Source organism: Streptomyces sp. 15-116A (assembly GCF_025290915.1).
In the GTDB taxonomy this organism is placed as follows: Bacteria; Actinomycetota; Actinomycetes; order Streptomycetales; family Streptomycetaceae; genus Streptomyces.
This window is the reverse complement of sequence record NZ_JAOCQE010000097.1, coordinates 1-21207: the sequence shown is the minus strand read 5'-3', so window position 1 is coordinate 21207 and position 21207 is coordinate 1. Positions and strand designations below refer to the sequence as shown.

20 protein-coding genes and 1 pseudogene are annotated in these 21207 nt (G+C 70.9%); 7 read left to right on the top strand and 14 right to left on the bottom strand.

Annotated features, from left to right (window positions below; all coding sequences use genetic code 11):
• The coding region (locus tag N4P33_RS17740; RefSeq protein ID WP_260827594.1) for a heavy metal translocating P-type ATPase at positions 1 to 1310 on the bottom strand (1310 nt) is incomplete at its 3' end.
• A gap of 142 nt (positions 1311 to 1452) precedes the next feature.
• Between N4P33_RS17740 and N4P33_RS17735 the strand changes: the two genes are divergently transcribed.
• Together N4P33_RS17735 and N4P33_RS35695 are read left to right on the top strand one after the other, a co-directional pair.
• On the top strand, positions 1453 to 1836 hold the full coding sequence (locus N4P33_RS17735) for a helix-turn-helix transcriptional regulator (RefSeq protein WP_260827593.1): 384 nt from the start codon (positions 1453 to 1455) through the stop codon (positions 1834 to 1836).
• A gap of 36 nt (positions 1837 to 1872) precedes the next feature.
• Positions 1873 to 2442 (top strand): nitroreductase/quinone reductase family protein, encoded by a 570-nt coding sequence (locus N4P33_RS35695; RefSeq protein WP_399029651.1) that lies wholly within the window; start codon positions 1873 to 1875, stop codon positions 2440 to 2442.
• Here the strand turns inward: N4P33_RS35695 and N4P33_RS17730 are convergent.
• The 3 genes from N4P33_RS17730 to N4P33_RS17720 all read right to left on the bottom strand — a co-directional run bounded on the left by N4P33_RS17730 (position 2417) and on the right by N4P33_RS17720 (position 5927).
• Complete coding sequence (locus tag N4P33_RS17730) at positions 2417 to 2632, bottom strand: hypothetical protein (RefSeq protein ID WP_260827597.1); 216 nt, start codon at positions 2630 to 2632, stop codon at positions 2417 to 2419. The two genes, N4P33_RS35695 and N4P33_RS17730, sit on opposite strands and share 26 nt — an antisense overlap.
• A 56-nt stretch (positions 2633 to 2688) precedes the next feature.
• Entirely contained in the window at positions 2689 to 3390 is a 702-nt protein-coding gene (locus tag N4P33_RS17725; protein WP_260827592.1) for a GNAT family N-acetyltransferase, read from the bottom strand.
• A gap of 1052 nt (positions 3391 to 4442) precedes the next feature.
• Positions 4443 to 5927: an FAD-dependent monooxygenase gene (locus N4P33_RS17720; RefSeq protein WP_260827591.1), complete on the bottom strand. Its 1485-nt coding sequence runs from the start codon at positions 5925 to 5927 to the stop codon at positions 4443 to 4445.
• Positions 5928 to 6056: 129 nt separating this feature from the next.
• On the opposite strand from N4P33_RS17720, the gene N4P33_RS17715 reads away from it, so the two are divergent.
• A complete protein-coding gene (locus tag N4P33_RS17715) occupies positions 6057 to 6641 on the top strand; it encodes a TetR family transcriptional regulator (protein ID WP_260827590.1) in 585 nt (194 codons plus the stop codon).
• Between the two features lie 129 nt (positions 6642 to 6770).
• On the opposite strand, the gene N4P33_RS17710 is transcribed toward N4P33_RS17715, so the two are convergent.
• The 6 genes from N4P33_RS17710 to N4P33_RS17685 form a co-directional block, all read right to left on the bottom strand.
• Positions 6771 to 7208 carry a hypothetical protein gene (locus tag N4P33_RS17710; protein WP_260827589.1) on the bottom strand — a complete coding sequence of 146 codons (438 nt, stop codon included), beginning with the start codon at positions 7206 to 7208 and terminating at the stop codon, positions 6771 to 6773.
• A 153-nt stretch (positions 7209 to 7361) separates the two neighbouring features.
• Complete coding sequence (locus N4P33_RS17705; RefSeq protein ID WP_260827588.1) at positions 7362 to 8471, bottom strand: hypothetical protein; 1110 nt, start codon at positions 8469 to 8471, stop codon at positions 7362 to 7364.
• A 2-nt stretch (positions 8472 to 8473) separates the two neighbouring features.
• On the bottom strand, positions 8474 to 9523 hold the full coding sequence (locus N4P33_RS17700; RefSeq protein WP_260827587.1) for a hypothetical protein: 1050 nt from the start codon (positions 9521 to 9523) through the stop codon (positions 8474 to 8476).
• Between the two features lie 170 nt (positions 9524 to 9693).
• Positions 9694 to 10080, bottom strand: a complete 387-nt coding sequence (locus N4P33_RS17695) for a gas vesicle structural protein GvpA (protein WP_260827586.1) — start codon at positions 10078 to 10080, stop codon at positions 9694 to 9696.
• A 187-nt stretch (positions 10081 to 10267) separates the two neighbouring features.
• Positions 10268 to 10543, bottom strand: a complete 276-nt coding sequence (locus tag N4P33_RS17690; RefSeq protein WP_260827585.1) for a hypothetical protein — start codon at positions 10541 to 10543, stop codon at positions 10268 to 10270.
• Between the two features lie 554 nt (positions 10544 to 11097).
• Positions 11098 to 12108 (bottom strand): helix-turn-helix transcriptional regulator, encoded by a 1011-nt coding sequence (locus N4P33_RS17685; RefSeq protein ID WP_260827584.1) that lies wholly within the window; start codon positions 12106 to 12108, stop codon positions 11098 to 11100.
• Positions 12109 to 12314: 206 nt separating this feature from the next.
• Between N4P33_RS17685 and N4P33_RS17680 the strand changes: the two genes are divergently transcribed.
• Complete coding sequence (locus N4P33_RS17680) at positions 12315 to 12722, top strand: VOC family protein (protein ID WP_260827583.1); 408 nt, start codon at positions 12315 to 12317, stop codon at positions 12720 to 12722.
• 282 nt (positions 12723 to 13004) lie between these two features.
• On the opposite strand, the gene N4P33_RS17675 is transcribed toward N4P33_RS17680, so the two are convergent.
• The 3 genes from N4P33_RS17675 to N4P33_RS17665 form a co-directional block, all read right to left on the bottom strand.
• On the bottom strand, positions 13005 to 13406 hold the full coding sequence (locus N4P33_RS17675) for a hypothetical protein (RefSeq protein ID WP_260827582.1): 402 nt from the start codon (positions 13404 to 13406) through the stop codon (positions 13005 to 13007).
• A gap of 259 nt (positions 13407 to 13665) precedes the next feature.
• Positions 13666 to 16911, bottom strand: a complete 3246-nt coding sequence (locus tag N4P33_RS17670) for a carboxyl transferase domain-containing protein (protein ID WP_260827596.1) — start codon at positions 16909 to 16911, stop codon at positions 13666 to 13668.
• A 2-nt stretch (positions 16912 to 16913) separates the two neighbouring features.
• Positions 16914 to 18203 (bottom strand): AMP-binding protein, encoded by a 1290-nt coding sequence (locus N4P33_RS17665; RefSeq protein ID WP_260827581.1) that lies wholly within the window; start codon positions 18201 to 18203, stop codon positions 16914 to 16916.
• A 325-nt stretch (positions 18204 to 18528) separates the two neighbouring features.
• Between N4P33_RS17665 and N4P33_RS17660 the strand changes: the two genes are divergently transcribed.
• A complete protein-coding gene (locus tag N4P33_RS17660) occupies positions 18529 to 19752 on the top strand; it encodes a cytochrome P450 (RefSeq protein ID WP_260827580.1) in 1224 nt (407 codons plus the stop codon).
• 224 nt (positions 19753 to 19976) lie between these two features.
• Positions 19977 to 20168, top strand: a pseudogene (locus tag N4P33_RS17655) (SDR family oxidoreductase); the annotation flags it as partial.
• A 45-nt stretch (positions 20169 to 20213) separates the two neighbouring features.
• Here N4P33_RS17655 and N4P33_RS17650 read toward each other — a convergent pair.
• Complete coding sequence (locus N4P33_RS17650) at positions 20214 to 20555, bottom strand: VOC family protein (RefSeq protein WP_260827579.1); 342 nt, start codon at positions 20553 to 20555, stop codon at positions 20214 to 20216.
• 251 nt (positions 20556 to 20806) lie between these two features.
• Between N4P33_RS17650 and N4P33_RS17645 the strand changes: the two genes are divergently transcribed.
• Positions 20807 to 21207: 1-acyl-sn-glycerol-3-phosphate acyltransferase (locus tag N4P33_RS17645; RefSeq protein ID WP_260827595.1), on the top strand; the 401-nt coding region annotated here is incomplete at its 3' end.

The following is a 21207-nucleotide window of genomic DNA, read 5'->3' as shown; positions in this document are numbered from 1 at the left end:
TCGGCGCCGCCCAGCAGCCGCGCCGGTGCGCCGACCTCGACCAGGCGCCCCTCGACGGTGGCCTGCACGCCGACGCCGGGCGTCGAGGCGAACTCCTCCACCGGCTCGGGGACGAGTCCCCGATCTCGGGCCGCGGTGACGATCGCCCTGGCCAGAGGATGCTCGCTGGGGGCCTCCGCCGCGGCCGCGAGCAGGAGCAGCCCGTGCTCGTCCAGGCCGGTGCCCGGCAACGGGCAGACATCCGTGACGCGCGGCGTCCCCTCGGTCAGCGTGCCCGTCTTGTCCAGCGCCACCGCGTCGACCTGGCCCAGCCGCTCCATGACCACGGCCGATTTGACCAGCACTCCGTGACGTCCGGCGTTGGCGATGGCCGACAGCAGGGGCGGCATGGTGGCCAGCACGACCGCGCACGGCGAGGCCACGATCATGAAGGTCATGGCCCTCAGCAGGGAGTCGGTGAGATCGGCGCCGAGGGCGAGCGGGACGAGGAACACGCCGAGGGTCGCCATCACCATGCCGAGCGAGTAGCGCTGCTCGACCTTCTCGATGAACAGCTGGGTCGGCGCCTTGGTCTCGGACGCCTCCTGCACCATCCGTACGATCCGGGCGATCACGGAGTCGGAGGCGTCCCGCTCGACCCGCACCCGCAGTGCGCCCGTGCCGTTGAAGGTGCCGGCGAAGACCTCGTCGTCCTTCTCCTTGGCCACGGGCAGGGACTCACCGGTGATGGTCGCCTGGTCGACGTCACTGGCCCCGTCGAGGACACGGCCGTCGGCGCCGATCCGCTCCCCGGGGCGCACGAGGATGACATCACCGACTACCAGATCGTCGACGGCCACGACGGTCTCGCTGCCGTCGGCCTCGATGCGGGTGGCGCCGGCGGGTGCCAGATCGAGCAGCCCCCGTACAGAGTCGGCGGTGCGCGCAGTGGCCAGCGCCTCCAGGGCGCCGGAGGTGGCGAAGATGACGATCAGCAGGGCGCCGTCCATCACCTGCCCGATCGATGCCGCGCCGAGCGCGGCGACGATCATCAGGAGGTCGACGTCGAGCGTCTTCTCCCTCAGCGCCCGCAGGCCGGCCCACCCGGGCTCCCAGCCGCCGGTGGCGTACGTCAGCGCGTACAGCGGGCCCCATGCCCAGACCGGGGCACCGGCCAGCTGGAGCGGCAGCGCGAGCAGGAAGCAGGCCGTGGCCGCGGCTGCCCAGCGCACCTCGGGCAGGGCGAAGACCCGGGTGCGGCGCCGCGCGTGGTCGCCGGTGTGTGGAGGTGCGGCACGGTCGGCCCTGGGGGAGGTGAGGGTGGATGTCATCGGGGCGGAGATCCTTCACGACGGCATGACGAAGGGACGGCAGCCCGAACACTCGGCAGCCGCTCCCTCACCATACTGGATCAGATGAAGACTCATTCATGCATTCATGTGTTCATGGAAGGCTCTCCGTAGGATGGAGCCCATGGGCCACGGAGCTGACGCCAAGACCACCGCCACCGCTCGCCAACGCCTGGAGACGGTAGGCGCCGCCGATGTCGCCGCCACTCTCCAGGCCCTGGCCACGCCCTCCAGGCTGCGCATCCTCGCCCGCCTGCAGGAAGGTCCCTGCGCGGCCACCGAGCTCGCGGACGCCGTCGGCATGGAGCAGTCGGCCTGCTCCCACCAGCTGCGCCTGCTGCGCAACCTCGGCCTCGTCACCACGGAACGCCGGGGCCGCTCCGTGATCTACGCCCTCTACGACAACCACGTCGCCGAACTGCTGGAGCAGGCCCTCTACCACGTGGAACATCTGCGCCTCGGCTTGCGCGACGTCACCGTCCCGGCGGCCGTGAACGGGACGTCCTGAGCGGAGGACCGCCCGACGACCGAGACGCGCCACTGCCTGGTCTCAGGCGGCCCGAAACCCCGGAGCCGCGGACCTCCCGCCAGGTCACCGCGCCACCTGGGCCGAGGCCCCGGCACCGCGACTTTCAGCGCCGGAACCGCGATCCGCACCGGCACCCTGCCCCGCAGCGTCGTCATCGGACACCTCGAGGACGGCCCGAACCTGGTGTCACTGGCCATGAACGGATGGGGCGAAGGCGAACCCGCCTGGTTGCTCAGCCTCCAGACCCACCCCGATGCCATCGCCCACCTCACCGACGGGACCAGACCGGTCCGGGCACGCGCGGCGATGGGTGAGGAACGCACACGCCTGTGGGCACGCCGGCGGGAGACCGACCCGAACCTCGACGCCCTCGCACAGCGCAGACCGACCCCACCGCAGTCGTCGTACTCGAACCCGGCTCACATCCCTGAACAGCAGTCATCGGGCAGGGCACCAGTACTCGGAGGAGCCGGTGGTTCGACTGGCGCCAGGGGCGTTCGTGCCGGATGCGGGTGTGGGCAGTTCGCCCTGGCTTGCCTTCCGTCGAGCGGGCGGGCTGTCAGTCCGGTACCAGATCACAGGTGAGGTCGAGTTCGGTGGCCGTCATCATGCGGGCCCACCAGGAGGCCGCGAGACCGCGGGAGTTGGCGACGTCGTCGTAGGCGGGGCGTTCGGCCAGGAGCGCCGCCTCATCGGCGTCGTCCTGATCGGCGCCTCCTTCTGGTCCTCCGTGCGCCGCAACAAGGCGCTCGCGGCGGCCGAGGGAGCGGATCACAGCGTGAGCGGGAAGACAGGGATCACGGCCTGAGAGGGAAGGGGGCGCAGGGGCCTTCAAGGGGTGCGGAATCCCCGGAAGGTCACCGGCTTGCGGGTTTCGAAGCCCCATCGCGTGTACAGGTCGATGGCGCCCGTATTCGTCTCTGCCACGTGCAGGAAGGGACGTTCGTCGCGGGCCGTGATCCGCTCGACGAGTGCATGGACGACACGCGCCGCATGGCCTTGCCCGCGCGCTTCGGGGGCGGTGCAGACGGCGCTGATCTCGGACCAGCCCGGAGGCCGCAGCCGCTCCCCCGCCATCGCCACCAGTGTGCCGTTGTCACGGATGCCGAGGTAGATGCCGAGTTCGCGGGTACGCGGCCAGAACGGTCCCGGCTGTGTTCGTGCGACCAGGTCGAGCATCTCGGGCACGTCGCCCGCGCCGAGTTCGACCACTTCGGTGCCGGGGCGGGCAGGAGGGTGATCGAACCGGCCCGTACCGCACCAGATCATCTGACGGCCCTCGAGACGGAAGACCGGTTCCCAGCCGGACGGCGGAGTGGCGGGGCAGCTGAACACGTCGGCGAGTTCGCCCGGACCGAGCAACTCGGCCAGGTCGTCCCACGCCGATGTGTTCGCGTCCGCGGGCACCACGGAGAAGGTCGTCACCTCCGGCAGGTAGGTGGCAGCCTGACCGAGTCGCCGGGCGAAACATGCGTGCGGGCCACGGAGTGATCGACCCACCGGGTCGTCGAGCACCGAAGTGTCATGCATCATCGCGGCGTTGCACCTCCCCATGTGCGCACAGCTCTGTGCGGCCCGACCACCTCCTGTGAGTCGGTGAGGCTTGTGATCATAAACGTGCGTCGCACGGGGCATGAGGCGGGTGCGCTCGGGCCGAAGAACGCCCGGACGACCGGGTCGTCGGCCGCCAGGATCGACGACCGGAGGCGGTCCACGTCGGATGAGCAGACCCAGGCCGTCACCGACGCGTCACGTGTCTACGCCGAATCCGTGCCCTCGGGTGCGGTGTCCCCCCGGCTTCCTGACGAGATATCATCTCCGCGAACTGGCGTGCAATTCCCTCCCGGCGGCGTACAGCATTGGAACCGTCCAACTGCCCCGCGAAGGTGACCAGGGCCGCGGAGATCAATGCGTTGGGTCCCACAGGGATTCCTCGGTCTCCATGTCGAAACCCTGATGGTTGACGAAGCCGCTGGCTCCCATGGGCTTCCCTCCCTATCGGATCTCGTCGGCTCCTGCTGCCGTCACTGGGCGTTCTTGTACCGCGTCAGCTGCGTCGCTCTCGCGAGAGATGGAGATTGATTCCGCACAGCACGAACCCCGCGACCCCACGAGCTGGAGCCGGAAGCGGCGGCCACGGATCCTGGAGACGAGCAGCCAGAACTTCACGCTCCTGAGACGGCCCGGGGGTCAAGGCTGGCCCCGGGGCCGTTGCCCGGGAAGCGAAGCGGGCCGCGCGGGGCAGCCTGGTCAGGTAGGCGAGTCCGATGGGCCGTGGACGGCGCGGAACGCGCGGCCGAACGCCTTGGTCGAGGCGCATCCGTGCCGGCCGGGATGCCCAGCAGGTCACCCCCGCCCCGGACGACGGCAACGGCGGCAGCGGTCATGCACCGTCGCCGCACGTACTCGGACTCGGACAGCGCATGCCGCCAACAACGAGAACCTCCCACACAGGTGGTACCCAGACGTGGCCCGAGGTCATGAGGCCCCCTCATCGATTCCAGACTCGGCAGCAGGCACCCCGGCTGTACTCGATCGCTGCGATCCGGTCGGGCGCCTGGACCGGGCATGCCCAGCCCGAGAAGTCAGGAGAAGCGAGAGGTGAGACCCCTCTCGATCGCCGTGGTGTCCGCGTTGTCGGATGCCCACGCCACGTATCCGTCGGGCCTTACCAGGACGGTCGTACGGCGGTCGCTCGCCCAGTGTTCCACGGCCGGCAGGTCCTCGCGGTCGTCCCGGCTCTCGTACGGCTCCTCCAGGGACCGCGGGGTGATCAGCACGAAGCGTCCGCCGCGCAGTGCCTCGTACAGACGGCGTCCGCCGGCCAGTTCCACGTCCGGGACGCGGGTGCCGGTCAGGCGGTGGGCGCCGCGCGGGGCGGGGTAGGTGAAGCCGATGCCCGAGATCTGGGCCAGGGCCTTGGTCTGGGCGGGGCGGGCGGCGTTGACGGCGGCGGTGACGAGGGCGCGTACGGCGCGCAGGGCCGGGTTCTGCGCGCGGGCCAGCCGGACGAGGCCGCCGCTGCTGCGCAGGACCGCCTTGCCGACCGGGTGGCGTTCGGTCTGGTAGGTGTCCAGGAAGGTAGCGGGCGCCTGGCCCTTGATGACCGCGGCGAGCTTCCAGCTGAGGTTGGCCGCGTCCTGGAGGCCGGTGTTCATGCCCTGACCGCCGGCCGGTGAGTGGATGTGCGCGGCGTCCCCGGCGAGGAAGACCCGCCCGACCCGGTACTCGGGCGCCTGCCGCTCGTCGCTGTGGAAGCGGGAGAGCCAGCGGGCGTCGTGCATGCCGTAGTCGGTGCCCAGGGCACGGCGGGTGACCTCCCGGACCTCCTCCAGGTCGAGCGGGGCGTCGTCGGGGACCTCGTGGCGGCGGTTCCAGCCCATGACGCGGTACCAGCCGTCACCGAAGGACGCGATCATCGCGAAGGCGTCGCCCGCGCCGTTGACGGTGAGCACGCTCTCGGGCCGCTCGGCGAGCCGGACGTCCGCCAGGAGCAGGGACTTGATGACGGAGACGCCGGGGAAGGGCTGGCCGACCGCCTGGCGTACGGCACTGCGGTGACCGTCGGCGCCGACGACGTAGGCCGCACGGCGGGTGACGACCGTCCCGTCCGGGCCTCGGACGTCGAGGTCGACGCCGTTGTCGTCCTGCCGCAGTCCCACGACCTCGTTCTCGAAGAGGAACTCGACGCCGAGGTCGCGCGCCCGCCGCTCCAGCAGCCGCTCGACCTCGTACTGCGGGGTGATGAGCAGGAACGGGAAGCGGGACGGCAGCGTGCTCAGGTCGAGAGACAGCCGGCGGAAGAGTCGCAGGCGGGTGATGGTGCTGCCGGTGGCGAGCAGGTCGTCGGCGAGGCCGCGTGCGTCGAGCTGCTCCAGGGTGCGGGCGTGCACGCCGAAGGCGCGGGAGAGGTTGCTGATCTTGTGGGGGCGCCGTTCGAGGAGGAGGACGGGGACATCGGCGGCCGCGAGGTCACCGGCCAGGAGGAGGCCGGTGGGGCCGGAGCCGACGACGATCACGGGGTGCGTCGGGCCGGCGTTCTTGCCAGTGCCGGTGACGGTGCCGTTCATGAGGACCTCCTGCGTGCCGACGTTTGTTGGCCAACAAGCGTTGGTCAACGTGTGTTGGCAAGCGTAGGCGTGGCGACCGAGGGACGTCAACAGTTGTTGGCCTACGAGTGTTGGCATACGATCGTTGGCATGAACCACAGCACGCCCCCCACCCCGCCCCGCCGCTCCGACGCCACACGCCAGGCGATCCTCGACGCCGCTCGTGAGCGCTTCGCGGCCGACGGCTACGAACGCTCCACCATCCGCGCCATCGCCAAGCACGCGAACATCGACCCGTCGATGGTCATGCGCTACTACGGCAACAAGGAGGGGCTGTTCGCGGCGGCCGTCGCCATCGATCTGAAGCTGCCGGACCCGGCGTCGCTGTCCCGCGACGAGGCCGGCCGGGCGCTCGTGACGCACTTCCTCGACATGTGGGAGGAGAACGAGGTGCTCACGGCCCTGCTCCGGGTCGGCGTGACCAACCAGGCAGGCGCCGAGCGCATGCGGGGCATCTTCGCGGACCAGCTGCTGCCGCTCGCCCGCCGGGTGTGCCCCGACCCCGAACAGGCCCCGGCGCGGGCCGCCCTCGTGTCGTCGCAGCTGCTCGGGCTGGCGCTCACGCGTTACGTCCTGCGCTTCCCACCCGCCGTGGACCTGCCCCTCGAGGAGGCCGTGGCATGGCTGACGCCCACGGTGCAGCGGTATCTGACCGCCCCGTATCCGGCTGTGTGACGACGCCTGGCGGAGCACACGCCGCGGTCCCGAGACGCCCGGCCTTCCGGCTTCCGCCGCGGCCACCTCCCGGTTGCGGGAGGTGCCGGACGGTGTAGAGCCGTCAGGTCACCGGACGCCGCGTGATCGTCAGCAGCGCTTCCTCTTCAGGCCCTCGGCGACGAGGGAGAGGCCGATGCCCAGGATCCAGACGTCCTTCGCCAGGGAGATTCCTTGCTCGGTGGGGCGCAGGCTTCCCTCCTGCCGCATTCCCGGGGTCCGCAGATAGAGGCCCAGAGTGCCGACGGAGAACGCTGTCACCGCGGTGCCCGCGACCGCGGCGGGGACGACCGGCAGGAGCAGCGACGCGGCCACCGCGATCTCTCCCGCGGAGAGCAGCCGGACGAACCGCTGAGCCTCGACCTTGTCGAGGAACGGGTAGGTACCGGCGGCGAATTGGTGGAGCCCTTCGGCTGTGGCTTCGTCCGCGTCGCGTTTGGAGAGTCCGGAGTTCAGGAAGAACGCGCCGGTGGTGAGCCTGAGCGGAAGCTGTCGCGCTGTGGAGCGCCATGCTGGTCCGAGTGCCATGCCACGTCTCCTAACGACGTCTGTCCACGTCCACCAGGCTGCCACCCGTTCGAAGCGTGTCAAACGGAGGGAGAGGCCGCCGGCGGATGGCGGCACGGTGTGACCAGACGCGGCTGCGCGCGCCGGACGGGTCGGGCATTGCCGGACGCGGTCTCAGCCGACGCGCAGGATCCGCGGTGCGAAGGTGCCCAGCGGCCCGTCGGCGCGGCCGACCGACCACACCGTCGCCGTCCCCGGCACCGGCGCCAGCCGCAGGGTCCGGGACTCCCCCTCCCCGGCCACCGCGGGTTCGCTGTACCCGGTGAACGACTGTCCGTTCCAGGCAAGGAAGTCCGGGCCGGGAACCAACGGCGGAGTACTGCCCGGCGGACCCCACTTCTGCGACCCTGCCACCGACACCCAGGCCAGCGCGCCGGGCTCACCGGGTGCCAGTGAGCTGACCGCACCGAAGTCGGTGGGCACGCTCACCCGATTCCACGCCTGCCCGTCCCAGCGGACCAGCAGGGGCGGAATCGGCCGGCCCGGAGGACCGCCGACGAAGCCGGCCGTGCCTCCCGCCCACACCTCCGTCGGCGAGACCGCCAGCACACTGCCCACGGCCGACCGGGGGAATCCGTCCACGATCGTCTGCTGCCACGTCTGCCCGTCCCAGTGCGACACGGCCGCACCCGCGTCGGTGGCGCCCGCGGCCCAGACGTCGTCGGCGGCCAGGACGTGCAGCCCGTACACCGATCCCGGCGGCACCGGCACCTCCCGCCAGCCGTTGCCTTCCCTGCGCAGCAGTACCCGTGCGCCGTCCCGCGAACCGATCAGCCAGGTCTCACCGCCACCGGCCACGACCCTGGTCAGTGCCGCACCGCGCGGCACGCGGCTCTCGGACCAGGCGATGCCGTCGTAGCGGAGCAGCCGGGAGCCACCGGCCGCGTCACGGCCGACGGCCCAGAGAGCGGTCGGTGAGGTCGCGGCTATGGACAACAGCTCTCCCTGCCATCCGATCCCGCGCAGACTCTGGCGCTGCCAGACGGTTCCGTCCCAGCGCAGCACCAGCGGGAAGCCCGGCGCCTCGCGCCCCACCGCGTCGGCACCCACCGCCCACGCGCGGTCCGGCCCGAGCGCCACGGCCTCGTTCAGCGCGGCCTGCGGACGCACCTGAGCCGGGACCGGAACCTGTTGCCAGGACTGGAGTGGTGCTGCCGCAGAGGTCATGAGGGATACGACGGTCATGGCGACGGCGAGGGCCACGACGAGGAGTCGGCGTGCCATGGTCAGCCTCCCAGCCTCTCGCTCATCGGCTGCGGTTGCGAACCGTAGAGCTCGACGGTCCCGAACGACATCAGTGAGAGCCCGGCCCTCGCCATGGCACGCGGCTTGACGTCGATCGCGTTCGTGCGCTTCGGGCCGTAGGAGAACGTGGTGCGCGAGCCGTCCACCCGGGCGTACTTCGACTGGAACGCGCGGTCGCTGCGCACCGGCAGCCACAACGCGCCGTCCGGGCCGCGCACCATGCCCCCTGTGTGGGCGCCGCCGAGCGGCGGGTAAGTGGTGCGCCAGGTGGGCCCGTTCCGGGTCATCAGGTAGGTGCGGGCCACACCGTCGGTGTACCGGCTGCCGCCGATCGTGATCCGGCCGGACGGATCGAGCAGGATCGTATGCACGTTGCTGTCCGGCGGCAGCGGCACCTGCGCGTCCCGCCACACCGTGCCGTCCCAGCGCAGGACGGTGGTCCCGGTGCCGGTGTCCGCCCATGCCCAGGCGTCGGTGGCGGTGCGGGCGGTGATGCCCATCAGGAACAGCACACCGTCCGGGGCGGATTGTGCGGTCCAGCCGGAGCCGTCGTAGTGCAACACCTTCAGCCCGGTGTCGTCCTCACCGACCACCCATGCGGCGCCCGGCACCGCGGTGAAGTCCTGGTAGGTCCACAGGGTCTGCGGCAGCGGTACGGCACTCCACTGCCCCGCGGATCGGCGCAGGATCTCCCCCGCTCCCCCGCGCTGGTGGAAGATCCACATCTCGTTGCCGACGAACTGCACCTTGCCGAGCCGGCCGGCCTCACCGGCGCCGGGGAAGGTGGTGTCCCGGGACCACTCCGTACCGTTCCACCGGTACAGCACCGGCCGGGGCCCGTCGGGGGCGTGCTGATATCCGGTTGCCCAGACCTCGTCCGGCCCGCGGGCGGCCACGTCGGACACGGTCACCGGCCCGGCCGCCGCCGGCACCGGCAGCGCCGACCAGCTCGGCGTCACAGCAGCGGCCGGCGGCATCGCCACGGTGCACGCGATCACGAGGCAGACGATGATCGCACGGAGACCGTTCACGAGACCCCCAGAACGACGCGAAGGTCGCACAAGGTATTGGCGTTCAAGCACCGTGAACAGTCGGCATTCGGCCGAACGCGTAGGGGTCACAGGCTCATGGGCCCGTGAAGCGTGCAGCGATCATCAGGGACGAGCGATCGGTCCGCCGAGACGGCATTCGCTGGGCCGGCTCACGGCCTGCGGGCAGAACCCCGTGTCTGCTTCCCTTCGTCGCGGGCCTGCTGGAAGGCGTCGGAGATCGTCTGCGCGGCTCCGGACAGAACGCCCTTGGTCTTGCCTCGCGCCCCGGACTCGGTGATCCGTTCCGGGAGTTCGGTCAGTCCGGCGGGCTTGCGCGGCCCCGCCTCCAGGTCGAGGCGATTACATGCCTCGGCGAAACGCAGGTAGGTGTCGACACTGGCCACCACGACCCGTACGTCGATCTTGAGTATCTCGATTCCGACGAGGGACACCCGCACGAACGCGTCGATCACGAGCCCTCGGTCAAGAATCAGTTCCAGTACGTCGTACAGGCCGCTGGAGCCTCCGCCGCCGCCCTGATGCGCGACCACAGTCATCTGAATCAGCCCTTCCCCATTCCTTTCCCCGTTCCTCGTGACGGCCTTTCAGCGCCCAAGTCCCGAGGCCGTTGCAAAACATGTGCCGTCGGTCGGACTCTGCTGCGGCATCTGGTTCGTCACGCAGGCCACCGGAGTTGCCGGCCGTCCTGCCAGGTGGACAGGGCAGGACAACCAGGACAACCTCCTACCGGCCGGACCGTAGGTCCCTGCGGCGGATGCCCACCGTTCGGGCCGTCACGGCTGCCGCCAGCAGCACGCAGGCCACCACGCTGTACGCCCATCCCGTCGTGCCGCGTGCCCAGCCCACGAGGCTCCAGAGCGCCCACAGGGCCAGCACCACGCACAGGGCCAGCAGAGCTATGTCGACGACGCGGGCGCGTAGTTGCGCGCGCTGGCGCGTGCCCGGTTCGAGATCGCCGAGTTGTCCGCCACCGCCACCCTGCCCCTGACGCACTCCCATGACCCGTCTCCTCGTTGGGCGTTTGCCTGGTCCAACCCCTGGGAGATATCGGTTACCCCCAGTCCGGAGCACCAAGCGGCGCCAGGAACGGAAGAGTTGAGGTGACGCGGACGAATCACGCCGGTGGCTGGGTCAGGCCCGCGACCATGAGGAATGCCATCGCCGGCGCAGGCTACAGCCGTCCACGGGCCAAACTGGCAGGCTTCGGAGGCTGAGCCGGCGGCGACGGTGCCGTTCGTCAGGTCCCCTGGTCTGTTCGCAGTCGTCGGACGTCCCGTACGAGCGTGCACACGGCGCTGAGGGAGATCACAGCTCCGGCCGCGCCCCAGAGAGCCGATGCCCCGGAGCGGTACTCGTGAACGGCGCCGGCGAGCAACGCCGTGCTGACAAGAACGCCGAAAGCCGAGATCAGAGCGCTGATGCGGTTTGTCACACCGGCCATCATCACCGACGACCTGGCCCAGCGGGAGTGATCCGAATTTCCGGCCGGTCCAAGTGGTGTGGACGAAACAGCGATGTGGCTGGTCTGTCCGTCCAGGTCACCATCGTGCCGCTCATGGGGCCGGAAGGTCGGGCGGAGGGGCGGGGCGGAGGATGGTGCGGGCCCTGGCGGTGTGCCGGTAGTGCACGTGGCGGCCGTCGCGTTCGCGTTCGACCAGGTCGGCGGCCAGGAGGCGGGAGAGGTGGAAGGAGACCGTGGCCGGTGCCAGATGGTGCAGCGTGGCGAGCGCCGTGGTGGTGCGCGGTTCGGTCAGGCTGCGCAGGATCGCCAGCCGGGTCGTACCGAGGACCGGGGCGATACGGGGAGTGGTGTGGCCTGAGGCGCCGATGGGGATGGCGAGTTGAGCCTGCCCGGGGCGGAGTGGTGCGTGCAGGCCCACGCGGTGCAGGAAGAGGCTGGGGATGAGTGTGAGGGGGTGCTCGCCTCCTACCTGCCCGTCGTAGTCCGAGGCGACCTTCAACGCACCGTCCTGCCAGAGCAGTGAGGAGTGCAGGGCCGCGAGGGCGTTGCCGAGCCCTTCACGGGCCGCGACCGCGCCGTGCCGTTCGACGAATCCCTCGAAGCCGGCGGTGATCTGGGGCCAGTGCGGCGCCATCGCCTTCGACCAGAGCCAGTGCAGCTCGCAGGCGAGCCGCTCCCGCAGTTCGCTTTCGCCGACCTCTATGTGGGGACGCACGCTTTCGTCAGCGCTTGCGAGCTGCCCGTCCCTCAGCCAGGGACAGCGGCTGCTGCGCGCCTGTCCCCCGCTGAGGAACGCCGTGAACTGGGTGCCTACCGTGCCCGCCGGTGCCGTGGCCACGGCATGCAACTGGTCCTCGACGGCCGGCAGGAAGGTACGGGGTGCCGGGGTGAGGAGTTCCGGGAGGTAGGTGCTGTATCCGCGCGCGACGGCCGCGAGGGTCGGCAGGCGCCCCGACGACAGCAGTGCCCGGATGGGGCGGTGCGTGCGGGATGCCTTCGGCGCCTCGGTGGCGGCGACCAGGGCGGCTGCCAGCTCCCCCACCGGTGAGATCGCCCAGCGCAGGCCGGCCAGCCGCGCGGCGGGCATGTGCAGGTCGATCACGGATACGCCTCTCTCCTTTGCACAACTCCGTTGCGCGGCCAGGTCACAGATCAGCTTTCGAGCCTGATCGAATCAACGCCTGGGAGAGAGTTTCGGTTCCTAGAGTCCAGAGTGCGGAGGCCATGGGCGGTGCGTCACCCCCGGTGGGCCCATTTCCGACCAGCCTCACAGCCGTTCGTCCTACCGATCAGGAAAGGCACAGCCTCGTGAATCAGCAGATGATCTTCGTGAACCTCGCCACTCTTGACCTCGACGCATCGAAGAAGTTCTTCGCCGCGCTGGGGTTCTCCGCCAACGACGAGTTCAGCGATGACACGACCGCCGCCATTCCTCTCAGCGACACCGTCAGCGTGATGCTCCACACCCACAAGAAGTACGCCGAGTTCACGAAGAAGCAGATCATCGACTCGAAGACGTCGAGCGAGGTGCTCCTCGCACTGAGCGCCTCCAGTCGTGAGAAGGTCGACGAACTGGTCGACAAGGCGATCGCGGCGGGCGGCTCACCCACCGGTGAGCCCCAGGACCACGGTTTCATGTACGGCCGCGCCTTCGACGACCTCGACGGGCACACCTGGGAGGTCATGTGGATGGACCCGACAGCGGCGCAGGGATGAGCAAGTCGCTCCGATGACGGCACGGCCCGCATCGACGCAGGCCGAGCGCCGGGGACTGGCTGCGCCGGGCGTTCGGGGCATGAGCTGTCGGCACCGACCGGACACCCTGTCGGTGCTGGCAGCGACAGCCGCCTCAGTCTGGGGCGCCTTCGACGGCCACGGTGTCGGCCGGCGCCGTGCACAGGAGCGGTGAGGCTGAACGCCGCGCCATTCGGAATGCGTTGCCACCGGACGACACACGCCGTCGCGCAATGAGTTCAGGACGTTGGTGGTTGGCCGCCCTCACCCACAACAGGTGTTCCGCAGCAGCGTGTTGATGCGCTTGCCGTCCGTCTCGGTCACCCGGTTCTTGTCGGTGCTGAAACGCTTGGCGGCGACCCGGTCCGGCGCGGAGACGTTGCGTGCGAGGTCGGCGCACTGCGCGTCGGCCTTGGTGATGTCGTCCGGTGTGCCGAGTGCGGGATCGATGTGGGCCAGGTTGCTCTGGAGGGCGACGACGCGGGCAGCGCGGAACGCCTCTTCGACTGCAGAGGAGGCGCCCGGCGCGGGACCTGTCGGCAGGCCGTTGCCGGAGTCGGAGGGCGAGGCGCCGGCGTCCGCGCCGGGGGTGGCGGTTTCAGGAGCCGGTGCGGAAACAGTCGTGCCTGATGACGCGCCACCGCAGAACTCCGCTATCGCGCACACCAGTTCACTCCCCCCCCGCCGTCAGTCGTCGAAGTGGTGGCGGGCGGCTTCATGGGAGCGAGGTACCGGTGGGTCCAGTCGCACAGGCCCCAGCGCTCGTCACTCCCAGGTCCTCAGAGGCGCCCCGGAGCCACCCTGCTGGGCGTCGCGGCGCCGGTAGTGGCCGAGCATCTGGTCGAGGTCAACTCCGTGCGCCACCGTGGTCATCGATCGGCCCTCCCCGGGGAATGGTTGACGCGCCGCCGGCTCCCATCGGCCTTCACCACGTGTCGACACAAGGGCGTGCACTCCTGCGCCCCCGGGACGGGTCGTGCAGCAGGGTGCTGATCCACCTGCGCGACTCCGCGGGGTCGATCACGTCGTCGATCTCGAAGACCGAGGCGACGTTGAGTGCCTTGCCGTGTTCGTAGGCCGCCTCGACCCGGTGGGCGAATTCGCGCTCCCGTTCCTCGGGGTCGGCGATCGCTTCCAGTTCCCGGCGGTAGCCGAGCCGTACCGCTCCTTCGATGCCCATCGGCCCGAACTCGCCCGTCGGCCAGGCGACCGTGAACCGCGGGATGCGGAATCCGCCGCCTGCCATCGCTTGTGCGCCCAGGCCGTAGCCTTTGCGGAGCACGATCGTGCCGAAGGGGACGGTCAGTGCCGCGGCGTGCACGAACATGCGGCTGACGTGGCGGACGGACGCGGTGCGCTCCGCGTCGGGGCCGACCATGAATCCGGGGGTGTCGCACAGGGAGAGCACCGGCAGCCCGAACGCGTCGCACAGTTGGAGGAAGCGGCTCGCCTTGTCGGCGGCGTCGGAGTCGACGGCGCCGCCCAGATGGCGGGGGTCGTTGGCGAGGACACCGAGTGGGCGTCCTTCGACGCGGGCGAGGGCGGTGATGACGCTCCGTCCGAAGCGGCGTCGCAGTTCGAGCACGGAACCGGTGTCGGCGAGGGTGTCGATGACCGCGCGTACGTCGTAGGCGCGCCGCCGGTTCTCCGGGACGAGGTGGCGCAGCCGCCGCTGGTCCGGGCACTGCCAGTCGGGCACCGGACCCTGAAAGTACGACAGGTACGTGCGCGCGAGCCGGACGGCGTCGGCGTCGTCGGCGGCCTCGATGTCGATGACGCCGTTGGCTGTCTGCACCTCGAAGGGTCCGATGTCCTCCGGGGCGAACCGGCCGAGACCACCGCCCTCGATCATGGCCGGGCCGCCCATGCCGATGTTCGCCTCCGGTGTGGCGATGATGACGTCGCAGCAGCCGAGCAGCGCCGCGTTGCCGGCGAAACAGCGGCCCGAGGCGATGCCGACCAGGGGCACCTTCCCGCTCAGCGCGGCGAACAGCGCGAACGCCCCGCAGTCCAGGCCGGAGACGACCGTACCGTCCACGTCGCCCGGCCGTCCGCCGCCTCCTTCGGCGAAGAGGACGACCGGCAGTCCGGCGTCCTCGGCCAGTTCGAAGAGGCGGTCCTTCTTGCGGTGGCCCATGATGCCCTGGGTGCCGGCCATCACGCTGTAGTCGTACGACATGGCCACGACCCGTGCCGTTACGGGGCCGAACCGTTCGGCCCCCACCGTGCCCACGCCTGCGACGAGGCCGTCGGCCGGGGTGCGGCGGATCAGGTCGTCCACGGGGCGGCGGCTTCTCTGGGCCGCGATGGCCAGGCCGCCGTACTCCACGAAGCTGCCCGGATCGCACAGGTCGGCGATGTTCTCGCGGGCGGTGCGCCGTCCCTGGGCGTGGCGGCGTTCCACCATCTGCGGTCGGCATGAGTCCGCTCCGAGGGCTTTGCGTGCCCGCATCTCCTCCAGGTCTGGCCGGGAAGCGGCCGGGTCGATGTGCTCGTCCGGCTGCTCGGCGCCGGACGATGAGCCGGTCGCCTCGATCACGACCAGGGGCTGTCCGGGCTCGGCGAGGTCGCCCGGCCGTGTCCGGACGGCCATGACGACGCCGTCGCGGGGGGCCTGAAGCGGGTGCTCCATCTTCATCGACTCCAGGACCACCAACGTGCTTCCGGCTTGCACGGGTTGCCCCACGACGGCGGAGACGTCGACGACGGTAGCCGCCATGGGGGTGGTGACGGTGACCGTGCCGGTGCGGTCGTCGGCCGCCGGGGGCTTCTCTTCAGCTGGCGGTTCGGGTGGGAGCAGGCCGGGCAGCAGGTCGTCGAGCAGCGCGGTGTGGAGGCGTCCCGCGACGACCTCCGGTGCCTCCAACAGCCGTGCGAGCAGAGCCGCGTTGGTGCCGACTCCCTCGATTCTCAGCTCGGCCAGAGCGCGCCGGGCGCGGGCGAGAGCGTCCGGCAGAGACCCGGAGCCGTCGTGGACGATCAGCTTGGCCAGCAGCGAGTCGAAGCGAGGGCTGACGCGGCCGCCGGGAAACGCGGCCGTGTCCACGCGCACACCCGGTCCGGTCGGCGGCCAGAAGACCTCCAGCATGCCGGCGGAGGGCAGCACCGTCCCGTCGGAGCGGACCGTCTCCGCGTTCACCCGGACCTGGACCGCGCAGCCGCGCAGGACGGGCGGGCGGTCCGCTCCGAGGCGGGCGAGGGTTTCGCCCGAGGCGACCCGCAGCTGGGCCTTGACGAGGTCGGTTCCGCTGATCTCCTCGGTGACGGTGTGCTCGACCTGGATGCGTGGGTTGACCTCAAGGAAGTAGTAGTCCTCCCTGCCCTCGCGGGTGTCGACCAGGAACTCGACCGTGCCCAGGCCCGCGTAGCGGACTTCCCGTGCCAGGCGCAGGGCGGCGTCGTGCAGCCCGGCGCGCACCGGCTCGGCGAGTCCGGGCGCCGGTGCGATCTCCACCACCTTCTGCCGGTGCCGCTGGAGGCTGCAGTCACGGTCGCCGTAGGCGATGACGGCTCCCGTCCCGTCGCCCAGGACCTGCACCTCGACATGGGGCGGCCTGGGCAGCAACTGCTCGACGTACACGGCGTCGTCGCCGAAGGCGTGTGCCGCCTCCGAGGCGCAGCGCCGGAGTGCTTCCTCCAGGTGGTCCGGATCGTGTACGGCGCGCATGCCGCGGCCGCCACCGCCGGCCACCGCCTTGACCATCACGGCGGCGCCCTCGCCGAGTTCGGCCATGAACACGCGGGCTTCCTCCACGGAGGTGACCCCGTCGGTCGCCGGAAGCACCGGCAGGCCGAGGCCGGCGGCGAGTTTGCGGGCCGCTGTCTTGTCGCCGAGCGTGCCGAGCATCTCCCAGTGTGGCCCGACCCAGGTCAGGCCCGCCTCGGTGCACCGGCGGGCGAACTCGGCGTCCTCGGCCAGCAGTCCGTAGCCCGGGTGGACCGCGTCGCACCCCGCATGGACGGCCGCGGTCACCACGGCCGCCGCGTCGAGGAACGCCGCCGGTCCCTCGCCGTAGAGCACCACGACCTCGTCCGCCAGGCGGGCGTGCAGCGCGTCCGGCTCGTCGCGGGAGCGCAGTGCCACCGTCAGCAGGTCCAGTTCACGCGCCGCGCGGATCACCCGGACCGCGATCTCGCCCCGGTTGGCCACCAGCAGCTTGGCCAGACCCATCGTCACCAGCCCTTCCCATCACGCTCGGTCGCGGCCGGCGTTGCGGCCATGCGCTTCGCCTCTTCGAGGAGTTCGCCCTTCTTGACCTTGCCGGTCGTGGTCATGGGCAGGGCGTCCAGGCACACCGTGACGGGCACCTTGTACGGGGCCATGTTCTGCCGCGCCCACGCGCGCAAGTCCTCGGGCTCCACCGCCGTACCGGGCCGGGCCTGGACGAACGCCAGCGGCACCTGGCCGCGCTCCGGGTCGTCCATCGGCACCACCGCCGCGCTCAGCACATCGGGGTGCCGGGTCAGGAGGGCCTCCACCTCGGAGGGGAAGACACTCATCCCGGAGACCTTGATCATTTCCTTGTCGCGCCCCAGATAGTGCAGGCACCCGTCCTCATCGATCATGCCGATGTCACCGGTGTGCAGCCAGCCGTCGCGCAGCACCCGACGGGTGGCCTCCGGCTGCCGCCAGTAGCCGGTGAGCAGGATGCCGAAGTCCTCGCCCGCGATCCAGAAGACGGGTACGTGGATCAGCAGGACGTCGGGCCGGTCGCCGGATGTGTCCAGGCCGCAGGAGGCCGCGCACGTCGCCGCGGTGTAGAGCATGTGCCGTTGTGTATGCGCGCAGCCCTTGGGCAGTCCGGTGGTCCCGCCGGTGTAGTTCAGGGCGGCGAGCGCGTCCAGATCACCGGGCGCGTCCTGTCCGCGGTCCCCGGCGACGGCCAGCTCCCATCCGCTGACGCCCGTGCCGCCGTTCAGCATGCCCGGCGGCAACGGGAGGGCAGGATCGGCCGGAAGGAGGTCGGCGAGGGAGGTGACGAGGACGGTCCGGACGTTCGTACCGGTCCGTACCGCGTCCACCACCGGCCGTAGTGTGTCGAGCGCGATCAGTACCTCCACTTCGGCGTCGGCCAGTTCGTGGCGCAGTTCGTGCTCGCGGAACATCGGATTGACGGGTACGTGTACGGCCCCGGCACGCAGGACGGCGAGCATCGTGACGATGAACTGCGGGCAGTTGGGCAGGAACACGCCGACCCGGTCACCGGGACGTACGCCGTTGCGCTGCAGCCAGCCGCACAACCGGGCCGTGAGGTCCTCCAGTTGTGCGTAGGTGATGTGACGGCCGTAGAAGGCTAGGGCGACGCGGTCCGGGCAGTGCGCGGCCCAGTGCGCGAGGTGGTCCGCCAGGGGCCGCTCCCCCAGCGGGTAGACCACCTGCGTCGGCACGGACCGCGGCCATACGCGGCGCTGGCGGGCGCGTACGTCGGCCAGGTACTCCTCGGTACGTGCGCTGTTGGTCAAGAGGACTCCCGAGCTCGACATACCTACCGGTCGGAATGAACGCCCTCACCGTAGAGGGAGCCTCGGGCGGGAACAAGGGTGCGGAGGCCGGTTCGGAGGGAGACTCCGGATCATGGCTGTGGCTCGATCCGCGGTCGTGATCGTGCGGGGATGGTGTCGTCCCGTACCGCGGTGGGCATGACGGAGGCGTGCACGGGCGATCGCGCTCACCTAGGCCCTGAGGCAGACCTCGCGCGCCCCGTCACCCAACTCGCCTGGTGCCCGGGCCCGTTCCACCGGGGAGTCCCTGCCGCCTTTTCCTCTCCGCCCACCAAGGAGCCCAGCCGTGACCCAGCAGACTCCGTTCGTCCTCGACCCCGCCGGTGCCGACCACCACGCCGAGCACCGAGCCCTACGCGCCCGCGGCCCGGCCACCCGGGTGGACTTACTCGGTGTGGAAGCGTGGTCCGTCACCGACCCCGTCCTCCTCAAACAGCTGCTCACCAGCCCTGACGTCTCCAAGGACGCCCGCGCACACTGGCCCGCATTCGAGCAGGCGCTCGGCACATGGCCGCTCGCTCTGTGGGTCGCGGTGGAGAACATGTTCACCGCGTACGGCCCCGACCACCGCAGGCTGCGGCGGCTGGTGGCACCGGCCTTCAGTTCCCGCCGTATCGCCGCCATGCGGCCGGCCGTCGAGGGGATGGTGGCGCGGCTGCTGGACCGCCTGGCGTCGCTCCCCGCGCAGGAGCCGGTCGATCTGCGCCAGGAGCTGGCCTATCCGCTGCCCATCGGGGTGATCGGCCACCTCATGGGCGTACCGGAGAGCCGGCGGGACGACTTCCGCGGAGTCGTGGACGGGGTCTTCGACACCACGCTGAGTCCGGACGAGGCGCAGACCAACACGGCCCGACTGTATGAGCACTTGGACGAGCTCATCGCCGCCAAGCGCGCCACACTGGGGGACGACATGACGTCCCTGCTGATCGCCGCGCGGGACGACGAGAGTGGCGGTGCCCGTCTCGCCGACCCCGAGTTGCGCGACACCCTGCTGCTGATGATCAGCGCGGGCTACGAGACGACCGTCAACGTCATCGACCAGGCCGTGTACACCATGCTGACCCGCCCCGACCAACTGGAGCTGGTCCGCAAGGGCGCGGTCACCTGGGGCGACGTCGTCGAGGAGACGCTGCGGCATGAACCGGCGGTCAAGCACCTGCCGCTCCGGTTCGCCGTCACGGACATCCCCCTGCCCGACGGGCAGGTCATCGCGCGCGGTGAGGCGATCCTCGCCTCCTACGCCGCCGCCAACCGTCATCCCGACTGGCACAGCGACGCCGACACGTTCGACGCGGCCCGTACGGTCAAGGACCATCTGGCGTTCGGTCACGGCGTCCACTTCTGCCTCGGCGCTCCGCTCGCCCGCCTCGAGGTCGGCCTCGTGCTCGAGAGCCTCTTCGACCGCTTCCCCGACATCCATCTCGCCGTACCGGCCAGGGAACTGCGGCCCGTGGGCTCGCTGATCAGCAACGGTCACCAGCAACTGCCGGTTCGCCTGCACGCCCGGTGAGCACGGGTGCCCCGCCTAGGCTCTGAGCGGCGCGAAGAGGCTGTGACGAGCAGGGAGGCTGCGCTCACGGCCATGGCCGTGAGCGCACCCGAGAGGGATTACGCCCCGTCCTCCGCCGTCCAGATCCGGCTGCGCAGGTCCCTTCCGCGCACCACCTGCACCCGCCACGGCTCGATGCGCAGCACGTGGTACTCCGGGTCGGACGGCCCGCCGCGCCAGAAGCCGTGTCGCCCGGCGCGACCGACACCGATCTTCTGCGCGCCTCGAACGAGCCGGAACAGCTGGCGACGGCCGTCGCGATGACCTCGCTCGGACGCCTCGGCCGGCCCGACGACATCGCGGACGTCGTCGCCTTCCTGGCAGGGCCGGACGGACGGTGGGTGACCGGGCAGAACATCCGCGCCGATGGAGGCGTCCTCCAGCTCGCGACCGGCGCCCTACGCCGCGGCGGACATCCGTGGCTAGGGACGGGGGTGGCGTGGCTCGTACAGGGTGAGTTCGCCGCCTCCGGGCAGCCGTACGCCGGTCAGGCGCCCCCACGGGGCGTCGACCGTCGGGCGGGTGATCTCCACGCCCCGGGCGGTGAGATCGGCGACGGTCGCCGTGAGGTCGTCGCACATCAGCATCAGCTCGTGCGACGGCTCCCCCTCGGCCGGATGGCAGGCCACCTCGGCGGGCGGTGTGCGGAAGATCAGCCAGCCGTTCCCGGCGTCGACGTGCGGCCAGCCCAGCACATCCCTCATGAAGGCCCGGTCGGCCTCGGCGTCCCGGGTGTAGAGCACGACATGCACGCCATCGATCATCCGGGCAGGCTACGAACCATCCCCGCACCGCAGCAAGCACCGACACCCGCACGCGGCTGACCCGTGCCGGCCACGCCTGTCCGGGCGGACCGGCGGCCCTCACCCCGGCTCAGGGTCTCTCACGAGCGGCTCCCGCCAGGTGGGGCTGAGTAGGCGGACCACCCCTGATGAGTACGACCACTCAGGCAGGCAGGCCGGCGGTGCGGCGAATCTCGGTGGGAACGGTTTCTTCGTCGAGAGGACTGTCCTTGCTGCTGAGCCGTGCTGCCGCCGCCGTCGTGTCCGTCTGTGGGCGGCTGACCGTCACCTGTGACGCCGACCTGCCTTTTCCCACCGGCTGCATCTTCGCCGCGAATCACGATTCGCTTGCCGACCCCCCGTTGGTGGTGGCTGCGCTCCGGTGGCTGAATGTCGAGCCTGTCGTCATGGCCACCGCTGGGCTCTGGCGGATACCCGTACTCGGCAGGGCGCTGGCGCAGGAGGGGCACATCCCGGTCCACCGGGGAACGGCCCGGGCGGCCCAAGCCCTGGATGCCGCGGCGGCCGCGCTCGCCGCCGGGCGTCATGTGCTGATCTACGGGGAGGGCGGCCTCCCCCGGCGCGCCGACGCCGCGGCCGGAGCACCCGGGCCGTTCCGCACGGGGCTCGCCCG